Annotated in this window: 16 protein-coding genes and 1 pseudogene; 10 read left to right on the top strand and 7 right to left on the bottom strand. The window is 35.6% G+C overall.

Annotated features, from left to right (window positions below; genetic code table 11):
* Positions 1 to 22 precede the first annotated feature (22 nt).
* The 6 genes and pseudogenes from Q0A18_RS10585 (at position 23) to Q0A18_RS10610 (ending at position 14,534) form a co-directional block, all read left to right on the top strand.
* Positions 23 to 3,241 carry a non-ribosomal peptide synthetase gene (locus Q0A18_RS10585; RefSeq protein ID WP_292010118.1) on the top strand — a complete coding sequence of 1,073 codons (3,219 nt, stop codon included), beginning with the start codon at positions 23 to 25 and terminating at the stop codon, positions 3,239 to 3,241.
* Positions 3,242 to 3,268: 27 nt separating this feature from the next.
* Positions 3,269 to 7,491: pseudogene (locus Q0A18_RS16515) on the top strand (condensation domain-containing protein); the annotation flags it as partial.
* Positions 7,468 to 11,715, top strand: a complete 4,248-nt coding sequence (locus Q0A18_RS10595) for an amino acid adenylation domain-containing protein (RefSeq protein ID WP_363315985.1) — start codon at positions 7,468 to 7,470, stop codon at positions 11,713 to 11,715. The pseudogene Q0A18_RS16515 and the gene Q0A18_RS10595, both read left to right, overlap by 24 nt.
* 80 nt (positions 11,716 to 11,795) lie before the next feature.
* Positions 11,796 to 12,488 (top strand): alpha/beta fold hydrolase, encoded by a 693-nt coding sequence (locus Q0A18_RS10600; RefSeq protein ID WP_292010119.1) that lies wholly within the window; start codon positions 11,796 to 11,798, stop codon positions 12,486 to 12,488.
* A complete protein-coding gene (locus tag Q0A18_RS10605; RefSeq protein ID WP_292010120.1) occupies positions 12,488 to 13,156 on the top strand; it encodes a 4'-phosphopantetheinyl transferase superfamily protein in 669 nt (222 codons plus the stop codon). The genes Q0A18_RS10600 and Q0A18_RS10605 overlap by 1 nt, the downstream gene beginning before the upstream one ends.
* Positions 13,157 to 13,235: 79 nt before the next feature.
* Positions 13,236 to 14,534 carry a hypothetical protein gene (locus tag Q0A18_RS10610; RefSeq protein ID WP_292010121.1) on the top strand — a complete coding sequence of 433 codons (1,299 nt, stop codon included), beginning with the start codon at positions 13,236 to 13,238 and terminating at the stop codon, positions 14,532 to 14,534.
* Positions 14,535 to 14,555: 21 nt separating this feature from the next.
* On the opposite strand, the gene Q0A18_RS10615 is transcribed toward Q0A18_RS10610, so the two are convergent.
* The 7 genes from Q0A18_RS10615 to Q0A18_RS10645 all read right to left on the bottom strand — a co-directional run bounded on the left by Q0A18_RS10615 (position 14,556) and on the right by Q0A18_RS10645 (position 21,159).
* Positions 14,556 to 15,023 (bottom strand): PaaI family thioesterase, encoded by a 468-nt coding sequence (locus tag Q0A18_RS10615; RefSeq protein ID WP_292010122.1) that lies wholly within the window; start codon positions 15,021 to 15,023, stop codon positions 14,556 to 14,558.
* A gap of 20 nt (positions 15,024 to 15,043) precedes the next feature.
* On the bottom strand, positions 15,044 to 15,832 hold the full coding sequence (locus Q0A18_RS10620; RefSeq protein ID WP_292010123.1) for a hypothetical protein: 789 nt from the start codon (positions 15,830 to 15,832) through the stop codon (positions 15,044 to 15,046).
* A gap of 124 nt (positions 15,833 to 15,956) precedes the next feature.
* Positions 15,957 to 16,502, bottom strand: coding sequence for an isochorismatase family cysteine hydrolase (locus tag Q0A18_RS10625; RefSeq protein ID WP_292010124.1), 546 nt, complete (start codon positions 16,500 to 16,502; stop codon positions 15,957 to 15,959).
* Positions 16,503 to 16,521: 19 nt separating this feature from the next.
* The gene (locus Q0A18_RS10630; RefSeq protein WP_292010125.1) at positions 16,522 to 17,802 is read right to left on the bottom strand and encodes an MFS transporter; all 1,281 of its coding nucleotides are present in this window, start codon (positions 17,800 to 17,802) and stop codon (positions 16,522 to 16,524) included.
* A 54-nt stretch (positions 17,803 to 17,856) separates the two neighbouring features.
* Positions 17,857 to 18,465 carry a TetR/AcrR family transcriptional regulator gene (locus tag Q0A18_RS10635; protein WP_292010126.1) on the bottom strand — a complete coding sequence of 203 codons (609 nt, stop codon included), beginning with the start codon at positions 18,463 to 18,465 and terminating at the stop codon, positions 17,857 to 17,859.
* A 140-nt stretch (positions 18,466 to 18,605) separates the two neighbouring features.
* The gene (locus Q0A18_RS10640; RefSeq protein ID WP_292010127.1) at positions 18,606 to 19,838 is read right to left on the bottom strand and encodes a hypothetical protein; all 1,233 of its coding nucleotides are present in this window, start codon (positions 19,836 to 19,838) and stop codon (positions 18,606 to 18,608) included.
* 10 nt (positions 19,839 to 19,848) lie between these two features.
* Positions 19,849 to 21,159 (bottom strand): DUF4270 family protein, encoded by a 1,311-nt coding sequence (locus tag Q0A18_RS10645; protein WP_292010128.1) that lies wholly within the window; start codon positions 21,157 to 21,159, stop codon positions 19,849 to 19,851.
* Between the two features lie 258 nt (positions 21,160 to 21,417).
* Here Q0A18_RS10645 and Q0A18_RS10650 point away from each other — a divergent pair, with 258 nt between their 5' ends.
* The 4 genes from Q0A18_RS10650 to Q0A18_RS10665 all read left to right on the top strand — a co-directional run.
* Complete coding sequence (locus tag Q0A18_RS10650; RefSeq protein WP_292010129.1) at positions 21,418 to 22,395, top strand: kelch-like protein; 978 nt, start codon at positions 21,418 to 21,420, stop codon at positions 22,393 to 22,395.
* On the top strand, positions 22,388 to 22,690 hold the full coding sequence (locus Q0A18_RS10655; protein WP_292010130.1) for a DUF4907 domain-containing protein: 303 nt from the start codon (positions 22,388 to 22,390) through the stop codon (positions 22,688 to 22,690). The genes Q0A18_RS10650 and Q0A18_RS10655 overlap by 8 nt, the downstream gene beginning before the upstream one ends.
* A gap of 69 nt (positions 22,691 to 22,759) precedes the next feature.
* Positions 22,760 to 23,806, top strand: coding sequence for a sensor histidine kinase (locus Q0A18_RS10660; protein ID WP_292010131.1), 1,047 nt, complete (start codon positions 22,760 to 22,762; stop codon positions 23,804 to 23,806).
* The coding region (locus Q0A18_RS10665) for a LytTR family DNA-binding domain-containing protein (RefSeq protein WP_292010132.1) at positions 23,803 to 24,461 on the top strand (659 nt) is incomplete at its 3' end. The genes Q0A18_RS10660 and Q0A18_RS10665, both read left to right, overlap by 4 nt.

Below are 24,461 nucleotides of genomic sequence, written 5' to 3' on the forward strand. Positions count from 1 at the left end.
ATTATAAACTTTTAATAATGCCATGAAAACAAACGGAAATGAAGAACCTAATGAAGTCATTAGGGTAGAAGAGCACGGCTATATCCCACTTACACCTTATCAGTCAACTTTTTATAAAGAATGGTTGCTAAACCCGGTTTGTAGCGAATATAATATTGTAATGGATAGTGTGGTTTCCGGAAACCTTATTCCGCAAAGAGCAATAGCAGCTGTAAGAAAATTATTTGAACAAAACTTTATTTTTGCTTATAAAGTAGTTAATGAGGAAAAGGGATTTTTTTGGAAAAAAAGAGATATTGAAGAATTTGAAAAAGTAGGAATCTATCATAACGAAAAACTTACTGATAAAGAATTGTATGAAATTGTTTCCAGACCGTTTGATCTGGAAAAAGATGTTCTTTTCAGATTAGATATCATCAACTTAGGTGAGGACAGATATAGAATTATCATTGTAATGCACCATCTGGTAGTAGATGGGGTAAGTACTCATGAGATTTATACACAATGGATTGAAATATACAATAAAGGTTTTTTTGAAGCAGAATCATTAGAAGAGCAGGTGGTTCTTCAACAGGAGCTTTCCTCTTATTTTGAAACTATACTTTCAGATCATAAAGAACGTTTTAATGATTTCTGGAAAGAGCATTTACAGGGAGTGGAAGGAGCCGATTTATCCTTTTTGAAAAAAAAGACAAATATTCCATCAACTTCTAAAAATGTAGGGGAAATGCTTTTCAGCTATGATGAAGATATATATCAGAAGGTAAGAGCATTAAAAAATCCGTACCGTCTAACCCCCTACATTTATGGAAAATTGATTTTTGGGATTTTACTTCACAAGATCACGGGGCAAAATAATATAGGGATACCTTATCCGATAGCTATTCTGGAAGGAAAGGATCTGTTCTATGGAGCCCACGTCAATACGCTGATTATTGATTTCAGAATCAATGAAGAAGCAACTGTTGAAGGCTTGATTGAGCAAACACTTACCTTTTATAAAGAACTGAAAAAATCAAAATCAAAATATCTTCCTGTAAGCGATATAATAAGATATGCCGATGATAAAAATGTATTGGAGATTGGTTTTGCACAGACATTCTTGAGAGATGAAGTATTAAGTTTTAATGAGGTAAAACATGAGAAATCCAATCATGAGTTTCAGATAGACTTGCCGGCTACATTGTTATTTGAGCAGGAACAGCATAATAATAAGCTTAACTATCGTGTGAGGTATGACAGAAATGTGATAGATGAAAACCGGCTGACTCTTTTTATAGAAATGTATAAAAAACTTTTTGCTGAGATCCTGACAGATTTATCAGCTGAAAAGGAAGAGCTACATCTTTTATCATCCTATGAACTTTTAACTGTTCCACAGAAAGAGAATATTCTTTCGCAATGGAATCACAGCCGGAAAGAGTATCCTCATGATAAAACCGTAGTGGAATTATTTGAAAAACAAGCTGATGAAGTTCCTGATAATTTAGCCGTAGTATATAAAGATCATAAGCTCACCTACCGTGAACTGAATGAACGCTCCAATCAGCTGGCTGATTATTTGAGACATAACTATAATATTCAGCCTGATACATTAGTAGTATTGTGTATGGAACGGTCGACAGATATGTTGGTTTCCCTTTTGGGAATATTAAAATCGGGAGCTGCATACGTTCCTGTTGATCCTAATGCACCTGATAAGAGGATTATTCATATTATGGAAGAGACTCAGGCAGGTTTATTGATAGCAAACAGAACTTTAAAGGAAAAGGTACTATCTGTCACTTCTTCGGGGAATGCAGGAGTATTGCTGATTGACGAAGAGACTACTCAAAAGATGCTTGATGACTATTCCACATCTAATTCTGCAAGTACAGATTCTGGCAATCTGGCATATGTAATTTATACCAGTGGAACAACCGGGCAGCCAAAAGGGGTTATGATCGAACATAAAGGGGTTGTCAATCTGGCATTAATGCAGGGCGAAAAATTTGGATTGGAGACCTCGGGGGGAAATTCAGAATATAAGAACTGTATGTGGTTTTCCAGTTTTGTTTTTGATGCCCATGCTTCGGAATTATATACCGCAATCGTAAACGGACATACAATTTATATTATAGAAGATGAGAAAAGATCAGACATACATCTGCTTAACGAATATATTCAGAAGAATCAGATAAGCATCGCAACGGTTCCACCTGCACTATTAAATAAAAAGGTAATATTAAACCTATCAACATTAGTAGTGGCCGGAGATATAACCGGTTCCGAAATTATGGATGAATATATCGGTAAAGGAATACAGGTTATTAACGCATATGGACCTACTGAGGCAACGGTCTGCTCAACTTTACATGATTACAGAAAAGGAAATAGTAATACTAATATAGGACGGGCATTGGATAATGTAACCGCTTATATTTTGGATAAGGATATGAACCTACTGCCCGTAGGAGCTATTGGTGAACTTTATATTGGAGGAGATGGTGTAGCGAGAGGTTATTTGAATAATAAAGTGCTTACTGCAGAAAAATTTGTTCCCAATCCATATCAGACAGAATCTGAAAAACAGGAAAAATATAACAGTAAATTATACAAAACAGGTGATCTGGTAAGACATCTTGAAAATGGAGAAATAGAATATATAGGACGTAATGATTTCCAGGTGAAAATACGTGGGTTCAGGATAGAGCTCAGCGAAATCGAAACGGTTATCTCTTCCCACAAAGATGTGAAACAGGCTGTAGTTCTTGCTAAAGCTTTATCCAATAAAAACAAATACCTGGTTGGGTATTATGTTGCAGATAAAGAATTGTCTCATACAGTTCTGACGGATTACCTTAATCAATTACTTCCGGAGTATATGGTTCCGGCAATATTTGTCCATTTAGAAAAATTACCGATTACTATTAATGGAAAAATTGATCGTAATGCGTTGCCTGACCCCGGATTGTTTAATAACCAGAATTATCAGGAGCCGGAAAATAGAGAAGAAAAAATTCTTTGTGAGGTCTATGCCGGAGTATTAGGATTGGATAAGGCTAATGTCGGGGTTGAGGATGATTTCTTCAAACTTGGTGGGGACAGTATTACTAGTATTCAGCTTACCAATGAGATAAGAAAAAAATTAGGTGTTCATGTACCTGTAAAAGATATTTTTGAGAATAGAACCATCAGGTTATTATCTAATCATATTATTTCTTTAGCTGATGAAGGAAAGCAGAGTATTCTTTCAGAATAGGGTATTCTGACCGGAGAAGCAGTTCTTCTTCCTGTTCAGAAATGGTTCTTCCAAAATATAGATAGAGGATTGTTACCTGTCTACAATCACTGGAATCAGGCTTTTATTATAAAAGTGCCGGCGCTGAATATTGATATATTGGAAAAAAGTATAAAAATCCTGGCAGAGCATCATGATGCCTTTAGATTATCTTATTCAAAAGATTCGGAAGGGGTATACAATCAGTATTACAATACATCTGTTTCGGCTGTTCATTTTAGTACTTTGAATATAAATGAATTACAGGATCCGAATGATCTTGAGGCTATTTTTAACAGGTGGCAGTCAGATTTTGATATTTTTTCTGGAGGTACTTTTCATTTCGCATATATAGATGGCTTTGAAGATAAAAATGCCAGAATTCATTTCTGTGCACATCACTTATTACTGGATGCAGTAAGCTGGAGAATTATTAAAGATGATTTGCAGACCATCTACAGCCATCTCTCCAATGATGGGCCGGTATCAGAGAATCCTTCAGAAATTCTTGGAAAGAAAGGGACCAGTTATCGTCAGTGGGCGGATACCATAAAGCTGTATAAAGAAAATTCCGATCCTGAAGAAGCTACTTATTGGAATAGTATCATTAATCGTATGAATGTATATAATGACCGATTGGATGCTATTAAAGAGGTAGAACCCCATACATTATTAAAAAAACTTGATGAAGAGAATACAGAAATTTTACTTCATGGAGCTCATCATGCCTATAATACAGTTCCAAATGATATTTTGGTAGCAGCATTGTCCGATGCATTAAAAGGAATAACGGGAACTTCTGAAAACTATATTACTTTAGAGGGACATGGACGTGAAGATATAGCAGAGGGCATAGATATAACGTCTACAGTGGGGTGGTTCACAAGTATGTATCCGGTAAAGCTTAGTTCTGAAAGTGTAAGTAGTATTGAACAGCTAGTGATTGATACAAAAGATATGTTGAGACATATACCTCACAATGGTGTCGGATTTGGAGCATTATATGGGTATACAAGAGAGACCTTACCTGAAATAGGGTTTAATTATTTGGGTCAGTTTGATACCAATAGCAAAGAAAGCTGGCAATTTGTAAGAGAAAACCATGGAAAAACCATAGCTGATACCAATGAAGATGCTAATCTGATCAGCATCAATTGTGGAATTATCAATCGAGAATTACATATTTCGGTTGCGGGAAAAGTTTCTTCTTCGGTTCTTGAACAGTTTACCGAGCACTATCTGAGAAGTATCAAATTAATTATCAAGTCTCTTCACAATAAAAAATCTGCAAAGCTGACTTCATCGGATATAGATTTTATTATTTCAAATGATAGCCTGAACAGGTTACAGAACTTAGAAGGGATCGAAGGAATTTATCTGGCTAACAGTTTACAGCAAGGATTTATTTACCATGCCATCAGTCAGGGTGATAAAGATGATGCCTATCGTACACAAATGCTATGGGATTATTATAATCCTTTAAACCAAGAGGCTTTACAACAAGCATGGGAATTGGCTCAGCAGCAATATCCCTCTTTAAGGCTGAGATTTAACTGGGATGATGAATTAATACAGATTATCGACCGTAAAGGTAGTCTGGACTATAGATATATTGATATTTCCGATAAAGATCAACAGGAGCAGAAACATTTATTTGCAGAAATTTTGAAGAAGGATAGAAATGAAGCCTATGACCTTTCTAAAGGAAGCCTGTTCCGTATTATATAATTAAAAGGAATGCCGAATATTTTAACTGTATATTCAGCAGTCATCACGCTATATTAGACGGATGGAGTAACCCATTAGTTATAAAATCCGTTCATGAAAATTATCTGAATATTATTAAAGGTATTGTACCTGAGATAGAAAAAGATAAAGCATATCTTCTTTCCCAGGAATACCTCCAGAAAAATAAATCTGCCTTTATCGAATACTGGAATTCCCATTTAGAAGAAGTTTCTTTCCGGGAAGATCTCAGTGGAATTCTTCTGCCGCAAAAAAGAAATACAGATTTATCAGCTTATAAGATGATTTCTGAGTGGGGAGAAAAAGCTGTAGAAATAGGAAATGAAAAGTACCGGACACTTAAAAAAGTTTGTGCTGAAAATGGAATTACAATTAACGCTTTATTACAATATTGCTGGCATAAGCAGATAAGCCTGTATACGGGTAATGAAGAAACTGTAACCGGTATGGTTATATCCGGTCGTAATATTCCTGTAGATGGAGTAGAACAGTCTGTGGGGCTATATATCAATACCTTGCCTGTTATTGTAAATCATCAGTATGAAAGTGTTTTGAAGCAATTGAAAGAGCTTCAGGATACTATTAATGAAGTAAATACAAAGAGCAGTGTAAATCTTGTAGAAATACAAAAAGGAGGGTCAAGACTCTTTAATTCATTGTTTGTTTTTGAAAATTATCCGGTTCCAGATATCAATTGGGGAGATCACTTAAAAATGGAGTTTATCAAAGCTGAAGAACGCCAGGATTATCCATTAGTGATTTCAGCTATTGAACAAAATGAGACTCTTTCCTTCTCTCTGAAATTTGCCGCTGAATTATTTCAGGAGGAAAAAATAGAGCAGATAGTGAATGGAATGGCCCTTTTACTAGAACAATTTATAGCTAATCCGGAGATTAAAGTTTCTGAAATAAATTATCTTCTGGCTCAGGATCGCCAAAAAGTTATAAAAGACTGGAATCATACGGAGGCTCTTTATTTTTCAGATAAAACGACCATTTCTCTATTTGAAGAACAGGTAGAAAAAGCTCCTGATCATATAGCACTTCGGTTTAAAGATATAGCTATTACTTATGCAGAACTGAATGGAAAAGCTAACCGTCTGGCCGCTTATCTTAAAGAAACTTATTCGGTAGAGCCTAATGATAAACTGGGAATATATGCAGGGCGTACAGAATGGATGATTATTTCCATTTTAGCTATATTGAAATCAGGAGCTGCTTATGTCCCTTTAGACCCCGAAGCTCCGGAACAAAGGACTGCTTATATCTTATCAGATGCAGAGGTTAAGGTTGTTTTAACTGATGAGGTTCATCAGCTAAAATTAATGGAAATATCTGAAACTCCTGTTGAGGTAATCAATACTCAGGATTTTACCCAAAAACTCAAAATATTCTCCGACCAGAATATAAAGACAAATACCACATCGGAAGATCTGATTTATGTAATATACACAAGTGGTACTACGGGTAATCCTAAAGGAGTCATGATCGAGCATAGAAATGTCAACAGGCTGATTATTAATTCCAATTATACCCATATTGATGAATCTGATAATATTCTGAGTCTGTCCAGTTACCAGTTTGACGGATCGGTGTATGATTTTTTCTATCCGTTGGTACATGGAGGAACTGTTGTGGTAACAGATAAGGAAGTATTCCTTGATTTACATAAGTTCAACCAGCTGTTAGAGGAATATAAAATTACCAACTTATTCGTTACAACTGCTTTATTCAATACTATTACAGATGCCGGTTTATCAAATGTGAACAGGCTAAAATATCTTCTTTTCGGAGGAGAGCAAGTGTCCGTTAATCATGTTAATAAATTCAGAACGCTTTTCCCAACTGTAAATTTAGTGCATGTTTACGGTCCTACAGAAAGTACAACCTATGCCACCAGTTATCAGGTAAATGAGCATACCTCTGAATTTATAAACACAGTACCAATCGGTCTTCCCTTGGGTAATACGACCGTTTATGTATTAGATTCCTATGGCAGCTTACTTCCGGTTGGGGCAGTAGGAGAGTTGTATATAGGTGGTGCGGGAGTAGGCCGTGGTTACCTTAATAACCCAGATTTAACCTCCGAGAAGTTTATAGTTAATCCATTCCAGAGTTTAGAGGAAAAATCTAGAGGCTATAATGGGCGTTTATATCGTACCGGTGATTTAGTTCGTTATTTGAGTGATGGTTGTTTAGAGTATATAGATAGAGCTGACTTCCAGGTTAAGATTCGAGGTTTCCGTATTGAGTTGGGAGAGATAGAGAGCCACCTTTCGAATTACGAAGGTATCCGTCAGAGTGTAGTTCTGGCTTTAGACCATGCTTCGGGGATCAAATATCTGGTTGCTTATTATACCAGTGATTCTGCTTACACCAGTGAGGTATTAGCTACCTATCTTTCCCATATCTTACCTGATTATATGCTTCCGACGGCTTATGTTCATTTAACAGAGTTTCCTATGACTGTTAATGGTAAGATTGACCGTCGCAGCTTACCTCGTCCGGAATATACAACCGGCAGTCATTATGTCGCCCCTGTTACAGATACAGAACGTAGACTAACAGCTCTTTATTCTGAGGTATTAGGGATTGCTGAAGATACTTTGGGTATTGATGATGACTTCTTTAAATTAGGAGGTAACAGTATTCTGGCCATCAAGCTTACCGGCAGGATTGGAAGATCCTTCTCTAAAGATATTCCTGTAACGGTTTTGCTATCCGAGAAAAACATTCGTAGAATGTCTTCCTATATCGATCATCATGCTGTTGACACCCTTAGTATTGCAAGTTATGAAGTACCATTGGAAGAACAATATTTATCTTTTGCCCAGGAGCGTTTATGGTTTATCGAACAACTTGAAGGTGGTAACTCAGCATATAATATTCCGATGATCTTCCGCGTGGGTAGTCAGGTAAGGCTGGATGTTTTAAAAGAATCGATTCGTCGTGTTGTCGAACGTCATGAAGTACTTCACAGTCAGCTTCGTACCAGTTCTGAAGGGATTAGCTATCAGTGCCCTATTGATATGGAAGCTATGCCTTTTGAGATTGGAGAATATGCTTTCTCTGATCAAAGCCTATTGGAAGAAGCCATGTTATCCTCGAGCCATACCATTTTCCGCTTAGATCGAGACTATCCGATCAGTGCTTCGCTATATAGCTTTGGTGAGTTAGTGTATGCAAGTATTGTAGTTCATCATATCGCTTTTGACGGTTGGTCCGTCGATGTCTTTATTAATGAGATTTACAGCCATTATAATTATTACTTACATGTAGAGTCAGGTAATGTTTCCCGTTCTGCGTTATATGATCTACCATCCTTAAGCATCCAGTATAAAGACTATGCCCTTTGGCAGCGTGAATATCTTTCCGGTGCTCTTTTAGAAGAACAGATTTCCTACTGGCAGGATGAACTTTCGGGCTATGAAAGTCTTTCTTTACCTACAGATTATCTTCGTCCTTCCCAGATCAGCTATGAAGGCAAAGACTTATCCTTTGAATTAGGTATTGAGCTTAGTAAAGACCTTAAAGATTTAGCCAAAGAGCTTGATGTTAGTCTTTACAGCCTTCTACTTTCCGGCTATTATTTATTACTGAGTTCTTACAGCAATCAGGATGATATTGTGTTGGGAACTCCTGTTTCCGGTCGTCATACTCCTCAGATAGAAGATATGATCGGGTTCTTTGTCAATACGCTGGTTCTTCGTATGGATATTGTTGGAGACGAGCTGGTTAAGGATTATATTCTTCGTACCGGAGATAAGGTGAGAGAATCTCAAGCCCATATGGATCTTCCTTTTGAGAAGTTGGTTAATGTTTTGGGAGTAGAGAAGGACCTGTCCCGTCATCCCATCTTCCAGGTTATGTTTGGAGTTCAGTCTTTTGGAAATCCTACTTCTGTAGACTGGGATTATCCATTGGATATAGAAGTTGTAGATTCCGGATATGAGCAGGCTAAGTTTGATTTAACAACGATGATGGATGATTCCGGAGATAGTATAACCGGTGGATTTAATTACTCGACACGTTTATTTAAGGAGAGTACGGTTTTAGGATATATTGATACTTACCTTACGATTTTGTCCCAGTTTGTATCCGCTTGCCGTAAAGGCATGAAAGTAAAGGATATCGAATATCTTTCAGTATCCGATAAACAGCTAGTTCTAGAAGAGTGGAATGCTACGGAGCATCCTTATCCTACCGATAAGACCTTGGTAGATCTGTTTGAAGAGCAGGTTGTATTAAGTCCAGATGCTGTAGCGGTAACTTATAAGGACCGTAGTCTGACCTATAGAGAGCTTAATGAACGTTCTAATCGTGTGGCGTATTATTTAAGGACTCAATATGGAGTTACTAAAGACACTCTGGTAGGACTTTACCAGGATAAGTCGGAACATATGCTGATCTCCATCTTGGGTATTTTAAAATCCGGAGGAGCTTATGTGCCGTTAGATCCGGGAGCACCATTAGATCGCATTGCTTATATGCTTTCTGATACTTCGATGGGGTTATTATTGGCCAATGAAAAGTTCCGTGAGCGTTTTGAAGAGGTTAGCTTAGATAGAGATCTTTCTGTAGAATATGTTGATGGATTGGATTATGCAGATTCCTTGTTTGCTTATCCATTGGATAATCCGGGATATGAAATCTCGGTTAATGATCTGGCATATGTTATTTACACAAGTGGTACTACAGGGAAGCCTAAGGGAACGATGATTGAACATACAAGTGTGGTTAACCGTATATTCTGGATGAATGAGGAGTATCCTATTCATAAGGATGATGTGATTTTACAGAAGACACCATATACATTTGATGTTTCGGTCTGGGAGATTTTTTGGGCTAACTGGTATGGAGCAAGAATAGTATTTGTAGACTCAGCACAGTATAAGGATAACTTATATATTCTTGATCTCATTGACAAAGAGAAAATAACTGTTATGCACTTTGTACCAACGATGCTGACTTCTTTCGAAAATACATTAGATGAGTATGAAGACTTACAATATAAAACAAAGTCTCTTAAATATCTCTTCTGTAGTGGAGAAGCTCTTTTGTTAAGTCAGGTTCAGAAGTTTAAGCAATTGGTTCCTGAATGCCGGATACATAACTTATATGGTCCTACAGAAGCCACTGTAGATGTGTTATATTATGATTGTAATGATAAAGACATAGCAAAAGTACTCATTGGAAAGCCTATCTATAATACAACAGCTTATGTATTGGATGAATATAGAAGGGTAGTACCTGTGGGTGCGATAGGTGAGCTTTATATCGGAGGAGTGAATGTAGCAAGAGGTTACCTGAAAAGAGAAGATCTCACTGCTGAAAAATTCCTTTCCAATCCTTTCCAATCTGAAAAAGATAAATTGTCAGGATATAATAGCCGACTCTATAGAACCGGAGATTTAGTAAGAGTGCTGGAAGATGGAAATATAGAATATATCGGACGTAATGACTTCCAGGTTAAAATAAGAGGATTAAGAATCGAACTTGAAGAAATAGAAGCTCGCTTGGCATCTTATCCTGGAGTAGGAAGTAGTGTAATATTGGTAAAAGAGAATGTGCTGGGAGATCAATATCTGGTAGGATACTATACGTCTCCACAAGAAATAAAATCAAAAGATATAGAAGAATATCTGTTGAAATTTTTACCGGATTATATGGTTCCGTTAGTATTTGTTCATTTATTGAAACTTCCATTCACAGCCAACGGAAAATTAGACCGTAATGCTCTGCCTAGTCCTCAAATAAGTCATGAGGAAATATATCTTGCTCCTGAAACACATACTGAAAGGGTGCTTTGTGATATTTGTGGAGAAATTTTAGGTATGGAAGCTTCCGGAATAGGAATGGGAGACAGCTTCTTCAGGCTTGGAGGAACCAGTATATCAGCAGTAAGATTTGTAAATAAAATTAAAAATGTACTAGGCAAGAAAATCAAGCTTATAGATGTGTTAAATACAGGGAATCTTAGAGATCTGGCAAAAATTATCGAAGAACAATATGTATATCAGCCTGTTATAAAAATGAATAATTCCCAGGGCGAAATGTCTATGTTTATGATTCATCCGGGAATGGCAGGATGTCAGGTATATTCATCATTAGCCGAAAAACTGTCTCCACTGTATCAGTGTTTTGGAGTGGATTCTTATAACCTTCATCATGAAGAACATATTACAAGCCTGCGTTCCATAGCAGAATATTATCTTGAAAATATAGATAAAACCGTAGAAAACTTGTCTTCTTATCATCTGATAGGATGGTCCTTAGGAGGAAATATTGCTTTGGAAATCGCATCCTTACTGGAAGAGAAAGGTATTACCGACATTCATGTACACTTGTTGGATTCATGGTTGATTCCGTCGGAAGAAATAGATGTTGAAAGAAGTCCTGATGTTTTCAATGATTTCCAGGTTTCTGAAAAAGAGAAAGAGTTTCTTACCAAGCTGATGGTAACGGAAGAACAGATTTCAGATAATCCTGTTTCCGGGAAGCTGGAACATACAAAAATCAATCTTATTAAAGCTACCCGAAATGATAAGAATAAATATTATGAAATGTATAAGCTTAATAATATTGACAGCTGTGTAAATGATGTTTCCCAGATAGACTTGTTCAATGTAGATGCAGAACATCTTTATATCCTTGAAAAAGAGGATGAGATTATGGAAATAATCATGAGCTATAATATTAATTTATCCTAACACCATATCATTGAATTATGATTATATATGATTTTTCAGAAATTTTGAAACTCTTGCATGGAAACAAACCTGTTTTATTTATGTTTCCGTTCGCAGGGGGAAATGCATATTCTTACCGGGGGCTGATAGAGCCTCTGGAAGAATATTATGATATTGTATGTACGGAATTACCGGGAAGGAATAATTCTTCCCAATATCCTTTAGATAATAATCTGGACAACCTTGTAGATTTTGTATTTAAAAAATGGATACAGCCGGTCAATTTAGAAAGACCTTACATTTTATATGGACACAGTATGGGAGGAATCATGCTGAATCTTATAGCACGGAAGATTATGGAAAATGAAAGGGTAGAACCTTCTTATCTTATCGTTTCCGGATGTGCAGCTCCTTCGGTAAGAAGAGATCAGGACCTTTATAAACTTTCATCCTTCGGTTTTTGGAAAGAACTTGAAAAAAAAGGAGGGGTTCCGGATTATATTTTAGAGAATGAAGAATATAAAGACTATCTGGAACCTATTCTCAGAAATGATTTTGAAGCTATAGAAACTTATAATTATAAGGAGAATAGGCCGGTGAATGTTGATATGACCGTAATGTATGGTACTGAGGAAAGCCTGGATCAGGAATCTTTGGTGAAATGGCAGGATGAAACAACAGGAGAATTGGAAATTTTAAGTTTTCCGGGAGATCACTTTTTCTTATTTAAAAATAAGCCAGTCATTATTGAGCATTTAAAAAATAAGGCTGAAAATATCAGTCAGCTTATATAATGATAGGTCTTACGAAGATTGATGGTTTATCGTGGAACGAAATAAAACATTATGTTACCATATTACCTAATAAAACAGAAAAAGAAAAAATTATGCAGCAGTTACAGGAGCAGGACCGATGTCTTGGGATAGTTGGAAAATTGTTGTTGCTTCATGCTTTAAAGAAAAAGAAAGGCTGGGAGAAAAATTTTCTCCCGGAGTTTTCTTATAATGAATTTAAAAAACCGTCTTTTAAAGATGTATCTTTAGGAAGTTTCAATATTTCCCATTCAGGAAATAAAGTAGCCTGCTTTTTTTCATCTGAGAATAAGAGAATAGGAGTAGACATCGAAAAAATTCAGGAAATAGAAATCAATGATTTTAGGACTGTCCTTACCTCTAAGGAATATACTTTATTACGGAATAGAAAGGCTGAAGATTTTTTTCAGCTATGGACGAAAAAGGAAGCTCTTGTTAAAGCAATAGGTATGGGATTTCATTTTGATCCTAAAAAGATAGAAATTGAAAAACATTGTATTGAAGATAATTTTGAAATGAGATTAGGTACGGATTCATGGCATGTTCACACATTCAGAAATTTGAAAGGATATGTGTTGTCTGCCGCTTCACCTGGAGGAAGAGTACCTGCTTTTGAATATGTGGAGAAGGAAAGTCTGTTTTTAATGTGAAATAAATAATTTATTTTTAGGTGTTTATCAGTATTTAGTATTGCTTATTTTTACAACTTTAACTATAAAGAGTTTAATCATGAGAAAGGCCATTTTAACAGGTGTATTCTTTTTGTCTATCCAAAGTTTAATGGGACAGAAACAGTCTATTTCCCAGGATAGTATTTCTCTTTTTTTCAGCGAAATTAAAGAAGCTTCAAATAGGAACATCCAGCTTTGGAATAAAAATTTATACGGTCCCATCCTTCTGATTGATCCTGAAACCAGAAAATTTTTTGCCAATGAACCTGATGCTGAGGGTACATTAGAACCTCATGGAAATTTTTACTCAGGAGTTTTTCCTGATAACATTAATATAGCTAATACAGCTATCGACTGGAAAGGGAAAAGCTGGGCTATGATTATGCTCCCCCTTCCAAAAAATAAAGAAGATAGAATTAATTTATTGGCTCATGAATCATTTCATAGCATTCAGCCTTCGTTAGGATTTGTCTTTAGCAACTCTGATAATAATCATCTCGATCAAAAGGGAGGAAGAATATACCTGCGTTTAGAGCTGGAAGCATTGAAAAAAGCAGTTCAGGCATCTTCAGAAAAAGAATTGCATCAGCATCTCACCAATGCATTTACTTTTAGAAAATACAGGCATTCACTTTATGGTAACTCGGATACTGCTGAAAACTTGTTGGAGTTAAATGAAGGGTTGGCTGAGTTCACAGGAGCTATGCTGAGTGGCAGAAATAAAGTACAGGCCACTTCGTCTTTTATAAAAGGAATAGATCATTTTTTTAATAACCCTACCTTTGTTCGTTCATTTGCTTATTATACTATTCCTGCTTATGGCTATTTACTGTATAATAAAGATAAAAACTGGAACAAGAATATTACAGATAAAACAGATCTGACGGATTACTTTATAAAAGCTTTTGAGGTTAAAATTCCTGCTGATTTGAAAAAGACAGCTGAAAATCTATCCAGCCGTTATAATGGAAAGGTAATCAATAAGGAAGAAGAGGCAAGAGAAGAAAAAATTAAAAAACTTATTGCCGATTATAAACTTAAATTTATAGATCAGCCTCATTTTGAGCTCAAATTTGTGAAAATGAGCATTTCTTTTGATCCAAGAAATATCATTCCGATAGAGAATAAGGGAACGGTTTATCCCAATATCAGAGTTACAGATAAATGGGGTATTTTAACTGTTGAAAAAGGAGCATTAATGAGTCCTGATTGGGATAAAATTTCAGTATCGAGCCCTGTTAAAACAGAAGGTAAAAAAATATCCGGTGAAGGCTGGATCCTTGATTTGGCTGATAATTATACCATTGAGAAAGATGGAATAAGTGGAAATTATAAGTTAAAGAAAATTACAGATTAACAAATGAAGACTAGGCATTGCCTAGTCTTTTATTTTTATAGCCAGAATTTCTCCTGTAGCACAAATCACACCATCTGCAGACAATGTCATATCAACCCATATTTTTCTTCCTTCGATCTTCCTTAACTTTCCTTTAAGTTCCAGCTGGATACCCAGAGGAGTGGGAGCTTTGAAATCCACCTTGAGAGAAGCTGTAACACAACGAACAGGAATAATACCCTCTAAAGGAATGTTTTCATTCTTACAGAAAAAGGCAGCAGCAGAGCCTGTACCATGGCAGTCCAGTAAAGAAGCAATCAATCCGCCGTAGACACTCCCCGGAATGGCAGTATATTTGGTTTCCGGACTGAAATGTGCAATGCTTTCATCTCCCTTTAAATAAGTTTTCAGCTGGAATCCTTCAGGGTTATTCTTTCCGCATCCGTAACAATGAGCCAGTTCATCAGGATACAGATCCTGGATGGCATTAGATTCTGATAAATTATTCATATAAGTTAAATTATGTCTTTTTAATTTTCATAAACGATAGTACGTTCCGTTCTTGAAAAATTTTCTATTTCATTACTGGTCGTATATTTCTCAATCCAGTTGCCTTTTTTGTCAAACAGGGTGTACACATTCCTTTCTTCTTTCGTGAATTTATTATTCATATAATACCTTACTTTATCCACTAAAGAATCCTTATAAAAATATTCCATTATCAGTGTATTTCCGTTTTCCAATTGATGAATGGTCTTTAGCATCTGATGATTTTTATAGAAAATAGTATAGACTCCTTTTTTGCCGGATGGAAAGGGGCTGAATTGTACCGATTGATTTTTATGATCTATTAAAGTAGTATCTGTTTTTATTTCCACTTTTTTGAGCTTCGGCTGTGTATTTATTGTTTTTCTTATTATTTGATTTTCTCCCAGCCGGGTATAGGTATTCTCCGAAATATCGGTTACTATCGTATCCTTACCTATAACCTCACTTACTATAAGTCGATAAGGCTCGATCTGTTCCCGGTAATATGTTTTGTAAATATAAATTGTATAATCAGGAGAGTTTACCGCATGGGTGCTATCTATCATTCCTTTTTTGTTAAAATAATAAGTTTCAGTATAAACAGGATTCTTATGAGAAGATACTTTGCCCGAACCCTTATCTCTTTCCCATGTCTTGATGGTGTAGGATTTAACTTTTCCCTTTGCTCCCAGAAAAGGTGGCGGAGTGGTAAATTCAGGAGCTAAATGATCGCTTTGTGCGAAATTCAGAGTGGGAATAAAAATCAGAATATAAAGGAGTATTTTATTCATAGATTATCTTAATTCTTGCATGTGTGATATATCAAATTTATCTATTTTTTTCTAATCCGACAATCTGAAAAAATCCTAAGCCACGTATAGGGATTTTAAATGAATTATCTATACATAAAAAATTCTACATTATCCAATCCTCTAATGAAATAACTTCCGCCTGTTTTGGAAAAACTTTTCTCATTAATACTTCATGAACTTCCTGATCCGAATCCAGACAGCCATCTGAAATTACACTGAGTTTAAAATCTTTATCAGCAGCCTCTCTTAAAGTCGACAGTACAATTCCACTTGTTGCAACACCTGTTAAAATAAGGTGTTGGATATTCTGACTTCGGAGTACAACCTCCAGATCACTTCCGCTAAAAGCGCTTATCCTGCGTTTTGTAATAATAATATCATTTTTTTCAGGGCTTAAATCAGGATGGATAGCCGACCAATTGCTCATATCCACATTTTCCAGATGCTTTTTAAAAGCATGAAAAATCTGATTATTTTCAGAAATTTCAGGAAGACCGTTTCGGAATCCTAACACTACAAAGATTACAGGGATCTGTTTTTCACAGGCTGATTGAATCGCTTTTGCAACATGATTAATGAATTCCGGAGATTCCGAAGCCATACTTAAAATTGATAGCTGCATATCCATGACCAACAAGGCCTTTTTCATATTTTCCATTATAATTGAATTAAATTTTATTGATAAACTGTTCTTTTGATTCTTCTAATAATTGTTCATTCACTACTTTAGTTTTTTTCTTTTTGAATAATAAGTTTCTAAAGGCCAATGCAATGAGAATCCCTGCAATTCCCTGAAATAGCAATGTCTTCGGTGCACCGATTTTCTCAGATATAAATCCTATAAAAACACTTCCTAAAGGAAGCATCCCGAAAATGGCAGTCAATAGAATACTGATCGCCCGGGAGCGCATTTCCGGGATAACCTCCGATTGCACGATAATATTACAGGTTGTAAATTGGGTAACGGCTCCGAATCCGGTAACCATTGCAAAAAACATGGATAAATAAAAATGGGTGGTATAAGAAAAACAAACCAACCCGATGCTCAGGATAACAGTACTCAGGATCAGGAAATTTCTCATTGAAGTTCCTTTTTTTAATGAAGCTAAAAGGATAGTTCCCATAACAGCACCGGCACCTATGAAAGCTGAGATATACCCAAAAGTAGTAGCATCACCTTTGAAAATTTCTTTTGCATAAACAGGAATTAATGTGTCATAAGGTAAAATCAGAAATCCTGTGATACTCAGCATCAGAATGACCAATCCGATAGAAGGTTCTTTCTTAATATATCTGAAGCCTTCCGCTAACTCTGTAAAAGTTCCTTTTTTATTGGTCTTCTTAGGGACGGCTTTTATTTTCATCATAGAAATAGAAATCATTACAGCTGCAAAGCTTCCTGCATTGATCAGGAAACAGATTCCTGCTCCGAACTGTTGTAAAATAATTCCGGAAAGAGCGGGCCCCAGTAGTTTGGCCAGACTGGCCATAGCAGCACTTAAAGAAAGAGCGCTAGGCAGATCTTCATCATCCGTTACCACTTCATTGATCATTGATTGGCGGGCCGGAACATCATAAGCATTGATGATCCCTAGGAAAACACTTAAAATTAAAAAACTCCAGATATTCTGATGTCCGGTTATGACCAGAAAAGCAAGCAACGAAGCTTGGATCAGTGATAAAATCTGTGTGATCTGTACGATTTTGTACCGGTTATATCTGTCGGCAGCAACTCCTCCGAATGCTGAAAATAAAAAAGAAGGAAACTGTTCCGCAAAAACTGTCAGCCCCAACATAAATGCAGAATGGGTCATGCTGTAGATTACCCACACTACAGCAGTTCGCTGCATCCAGGTTCCAAATTGTGAAACAGAGCGACCAAAGAAATATAATGTATAATTGGTGCTTCTGAATGCCCGGAATGTATTAATATTACTTATTTTGTTCATAAAAAAGATGATTTGACAAAATTTGTAAAAATGTCAAATTTTGAATAAAAAATTTTAACTGATATGTTTAACAACCATTGATGTCAATGTACTCACTGTATGATTTAAGTTTTTAAAATCGTTTTTCATAGCCATTTCCCGTCTGATTCCTCTTATGCTGCTTAGCAGAATAAAAATTAAGGTTTCCTGCTCTTCCATCGGAACCTCTGGAATTTCATTATTACTGATACATGTGGAAAAAGCCTTTAACAAAAGATTTTTTTCTGCCTCCATTAATCTTTGATGAGCTTCTATCATCACTTCACTGTGTTTCGATTTTTCTTCAACATTCATTCCCAACTCTATAGCTCTGAAAAATGAAGTTCTTTCTTCTGAAGTTTTGATTTTGGTTATACAGAATGCATAAATTTTCTCTTCAAAAGTATTTCCTTCATTCATATTTAAATCAATTTCAGTGATAACTTCTTTTACCAAACTGTTGAGAACTGCCTGAAAAACCTCCTCCCGATTTTTAAAATAATAATAAATAGAAGTCCTGCTTTTCCCGATTGCCTTGGAGATATCATCCATCGTCACCTTTTTCAGTCCATACTTTAAATACATTCCTGAAGCGGTTTCCAGGATTTGCTGTGAAAGCTGATCTGTTTCTGAATGTGATGACATTAATTCAATTTAGAAACAAAATTACATCATATTTGACATTGTTGCAAATTTTGTCAAATTTATTTTAACTCCATAAAAATACCCCTGAAAATTCATACATTTTTCCAGGGGTAGCGCTAAAAACAAATGGACTCTTGGATTTAATTAATAAAGCGTTTTGTAAACCAAGTGTCAAGAAAATTAATACTGATATTGAACATATGATAGTTTTCCCTGATGGCGACATTCTTTTGAAGCCCATGGATTCCATATCCGTAATTGATGTTCAGGTTGATTTTATTTAATGGGATTCCTATTCCTATAGTAGCTTCTGCTTTATCAATTTTGGCATTATTGATTTTATAATATCCCGTGTCATAATTGATCCCGAAACGATAGACAAATGCCTCAGTAAATGATGTAATACGTTTTCTTTCCGGAAGAAGTTCAAAGCCTAATCCGTAGGTATTTTGCCGATAATACTTTTCTGAAGTTACCGTACTTTTTACCTCATTCCAATTATTTTGGGTAAAATCAAAAGTAGCACGGTATCTGTCATTTTTAAGGATACTTATACCGACTCCCATTTCAAGTGGAAGAGCAGAATCTTTGGAAGATAGTTTTGAAGTAACTGCATTCGTGTCGTCTCTGTTCTCTGTGTAGGTAACCTCTCCTTTTGAGACTAATTTACTTTTAAAATTAACGGTTCCTCCCAAAGTAAGTTTAAGATTGCTATTCTCAAAAAGATGATTATACTGAGTTCCTAACCCATAACTGAAACCTGTATACCGGATATCCCTGCTGATGGCCAGTTCTGATGTAGTGGTGATGGTTTCAGTACGGAGAATTGTTCCGAAATTGTTTTTTACTTTTCCTCCTACACTCCAGTTATCATTAATTTTATAAGCCAGGCTGACTCCCCAGTTGGAAATACCTCCGCTTCCTTCATAAGTGATAGGGTAGGTTACGGTTGTTCCTTCTACAGGAATGGTCGATGCGATTTTATAATCTGCTGAAGTAGTAGGCTGTAAGCTCATACTGACAAATGCATTTTTTGATACCCTTAAAGCCACTCCGAAATTGGTGAAATTGGAGTTCAGCCTTTTATCTTTACCTAAATTACTGGTAATGGTATTGTATTTCAATAAACCGCTGATATCAAAAACCACATTTCTGGTAGAGATACTTGTCATGGCTGAAGGGTTTTTTGAGTTGATATAATCCGGTGCGTCCAGAGCAATACCGGTATTTCCTAAAGCAATATTTCTGGCATTATCCACATTATTGAACATTCCGATCCCGAAATAAGAATAAGGAGATGAATTTTGTGCTGAATATTCCTGCGTAACAACGCACGTAAGAAGTATAATAATGATATTGAGTTTTTTCTGCATGAGTTCTGAATTAATATCCTAAAATATAAACCTTAAGCTTGGCCGGATTGGTTTTGTTTTTTGTATCTCCCAATACTGCTTTCCCTGCGAGAACATCCGAATAAGAAGAGGGATAAATAAGTAAATTATAATTGGAGTTGACTGTTTCAGATAATATAGTACTGACGTAGCTCTGTAATGAGAAGTTATAAGCATGCTCATTCTGAAACTCACTGTCATTGGATAGGCTGACAGTGACTTCTGTTCCTGAAGAATCCGTTGTACTCGATACGATTTTATTCGATTTATCCCCCCAATAATAATAAAGAGGACTTGCATTATAGAAATTATTGGAATAAGAACCGGCAACAGGACTTAAAGAAAGAGTTGCATCAATTACCTTATAGTTCTCATAAATATTTTTAAGTGATTTCAGATAAGGAATTTCTACTTTAGTAAAGACCCCGATTCCTGCCATAAGATAACTCTTATTTTCTAAATTTAAGGATGAAACTGGACTTTGGGGAGTTAGATTGGCAAGATCGGAGCCTGTGAAATCACTTTTAATTTTGTTATACTGATAGGTTGAGCTTGGATTGAGGTCCAATGTGTATTTTACTTCTTCTGTTCCGTTCTGTGAGGCGGTGTGATAATACATGCGCACTACATTGGTAACCTTTTCTTTAGTACTTTTATTGATTTGTACCTGATAAGATGTATCCATTCCGAAACGAAGCATGGCATTATTATCCGAAGAAGGAACCAAGGCTAGGCCTTTGTAGAAGTTTAGGAAATATTCCTGAGTGTTTACGTCGCTGTTTTTTAGAGTATTAAATAAATTTTGCCCGTAAGACTGATCAAGACGTACTTTTACATAACTACTGTCTGTTCCCGGTCTTGGATAAAATTCTGCATTCCCCACTGAGGTGGAAGAATAGCTGAAATCACTTGTATTGTAAAGATATCCGTTGTTCAGCTTGATTCTGCTTTGTAAAGGATATACATTGAGTTTATAACTCTTAAGAGTATCCCCATAATAGAAATTGGTATTGGTAAGATACATTACAATAGAATCAAAAACTGCAGTAGTGGGAGAAGTAAGCGTATAGGTGCTGGGGGTAAGCTCAAAGAGGGAGGAAGAATTTACCTGCCCGAATGTCTGATCCTTTATATTTCCGATCATCATTACGCTCTTTCCGGAAGTAGTCACAGAATCCATCATGATGGTCGACATTTTTACGGTAAGTGTATCCACCATTACCATTTTGGACTGGGCATCCATCCAGGAGCTTCCCACTTCATACGTATTGCTTTCATCTTCACAGGAAAATAAAAACAACATTGAAATACATAGTAGAAGATATTTATACATCTTTTTTCCGCAAACATATACTGAACACCTCCATAGGATAAAATTTATTCTCCCTTTTCTCCTGACTTGTAGACAATACTAAATTCTTCATAGATAAATACTTATTATTAAGTTAATTTCTGGTCCGTCATTAAAAAGAGGTCATTGGCCTATAAAAAAGCCTCATTCGTCTAAAAAATTTTCAAAATAACCTAGAATGAAATTTTTTTGCACAAAAAAGAATGAAAAATGAATAACAAACTTTCAATCTTAGCTCTTGCTATAGCGGGTACATTTTTACTAAGCTGTCATAATGATGATGACGATGAACTCATGGGAAACTGGCAAAGAGTTTCAGATCTGGACGGTAAACCACGTTCTAATGCATCTGCATTTGTAGTGAGCGGAAAAGGATATATCACCGGAGGTTATGACGGGGAATATTATTATAATGACTTGTGGAGTTATGATCCAAATCTCAATTCCTGGACTCAGAAAGCGGATTTTCCTGGAGTAAAGAGAAGCTCTGCTGTAGGATTCAATACGGATTCTTACGGATATGTGGGAACAGGTTATGATGGATTGAATAAACTGAAAGATTTCTATAAGTATGATCCTGTATCCAATTCATGGAGCCAGATTGCTGATTTTCCGGGTACAGAAAGGTATGCAGCCTTAGCTTTTGGGATAGGAACTAAAGGATATGTAGGAACAGGATATGATGGAAGTGAGCTGAAAGATTTCTATAAATATGATGAATCTTCATCTTCATGGAGTACGATTACAAGTTTGGGAGGATCTAAAAGAAGAGACGGATCAGCTTTTGTTATCAATAATATAGCTTATATAGGATTCGGAAGTAATAATGGAAGTCTTGTTTCTGATTTTTGGGCTTTTGATCCTGGTACAGAGGTATGGACAAGAAAAGTGGATACCAGTAATGATGATGATTCCCAGAACAGGGTTTCTACGGCTGCTTTTGCTGCCGGAGGTCTGGGATATGTTTCAACGGGATCGGTTAGCGGAGTAGTGAGCACCACATGGGAATATAATCCTGCTTCCAATGATTGGACGGAGAGAACAGGATTTGAAGGATCAGCAAGAGAAAGTGCCTGTGCATTTTCATTAGGAAGCTACGGATATGTGCTTACCGGAAATAGCGGTTCTTCTTATTTTGATGATATCTGGGTATTTCATCCATCTGAAAGTCAGGTTGATAATGATTAAGAACTATTGGAAGTTATTTTTTTTTCCTGTATTATTTCTGATAAGTTGTGGACAAAAAAATAATAATCTTGATATTAAGATTACCAAACAGGATTCGGGATATGGTTACCAGATTATAAAAAACCGAAAGATTGTTATAAACCAGCCTTATATTCCTGCTATCAATGGAGAAATACCTTTTAAGAGCAGTGAAGAGGCGCAAAAAACAGCAGAACTTGTGGTAAGTAAAATAGGGAAGTATTCCTTACCAAGAGTTTCAGTACATGAGCTGGATTCTATGAAGATTGAGTATTGACGCGGAAATTCCTTCGATTTTAATTGAAGGAATTTTGTGCTTACTAATAACGAGAACAAAATATTTTTGATGAGATCATCTTTTAAACAGATAAAAAGCATATACATTTACCATTCGATCATATGGGTGATCCTTATTCTTTCAAAACTGAGCATGGATTATTCCGTATTTGGAAGTATTCTTCTTGGACTTAATTTCAAGATGTTTTTGGTCTTCTTTATACTTTTTTATCTTAACTATGGTTTGTTTTTGCCTTTTCTTATTAAGCAGAAGCCTAAAACAATTATTATTATTACCATTTCATTTGTGGTGATTTATGTAAGTTTAATGATTGCTCTTTTGCCTCCATTACCTAAATATCCACCATTTCCACCAGGAGATTTTCCCGGACCGGGAAGAATGATGAGGTTTGACCGTGGTCTGAATTTTCATGATATTTTTTTTAAAATAGGAATTTTCTCTCTTGTTTTCAGTACCATGCTTTTTTTTGTGGATAAATGGATGCAAAATGGAAAAATGATCAGAGAACTGGAATTTGAAAGACAGTCCAGCGAATTAAAAATTTTAAGGGAACAGATCAACCCACATTTTTTCTTTAATGCACTCAATAGTATTTATTCACTGTCTATTACTCAGTCTAAAGATACCCCCAGAGTAATTCTGATTCTGTCTGATATTATGAGATATGTGATCAATACCAAAAACAGACAGAAAAATAATCTCAATGATGAGATTTCCAACATTAAGAAGTATGTAGAAATACAATCGATACGTTTTAAAGTATTCAATAATATTTATTGTGAATTTTACGGTCATTTTGAAGCCTATGAAATTGAGCCTTTGCTTCTTCTGACTTTTGTCGAAAATGCATTTAAGCATGCAGATTTAAGAAAAGGACCACTGGATATTAAAGCTTATTTGGAAAATGGATTACTGGATTTCAGTATTAGGAACTTTTATGAAAAGAAAAAAACTGAGACCCCGGATGATAATAAATTGGGAATAAAAAATACTACCATGAAACTGGATCTTCTTTATCCTGATCAATATCAACTGGATATTGATGATAATGGTTCAGAATATAAAATTAATTTAAAACTTCAGCTGAACTCATGATGAATTGTATAATTGTTGATGATGAAGAACTGGCTCATCACGTCATTGAAGAATATATTTCCAGAATTCCTTTCCTGAATCTTGTTAAAAACTGTTATGACATTCAGGAAACTATAGGCGTCCTGCAAAATAATAATATAGACCTTATTTTTCTGGATATCAATCTGCCGAATATTTCTGGGATAGAGTTTCTAAAAAGCTTTAATAAACTTCCTGACGTTATCATTACTACAGCGTATGATGACTGTGCTGTTCAGGGATTTGAAATGGATGTGATCGATTATTTATTGAAACCATTTTCTTTTGAGAGATTTCTTAAGGCAGCTTATAAATGCTATAATCTGAGTAATAATGCAAAAATTTTACAGGAAAGCGGTAATCAGATGCATCTTAAAGAATCATTCATTTTTGTACGCTCAAATAACGAAGATGTGAAACTGAATCTAAATGAAATCATAAGAATCAACGGGCTGAAAGATTATATCATTATTCATACCAACAAAAAGAAGCTCATTGTACATCATACGATGAAATCAATTATGGAAAAAATCAATTCTGAAAATTTTATCCGTATACATAATTCACATATTATTTCACTTCAGTATGTTCAAAGTATAGGGAAGAATAGTTTAATGATTGAAAATGAAAGGATTCC

Source organism: Chryseobacterium sp. (assembly GCF_022712095.1).
Taxonomy (GTDB): Bacteria; Bacteroidota; Bacteroidia; order Flavobacteriales; family Weeksellaceae; genus Chryseobacterium.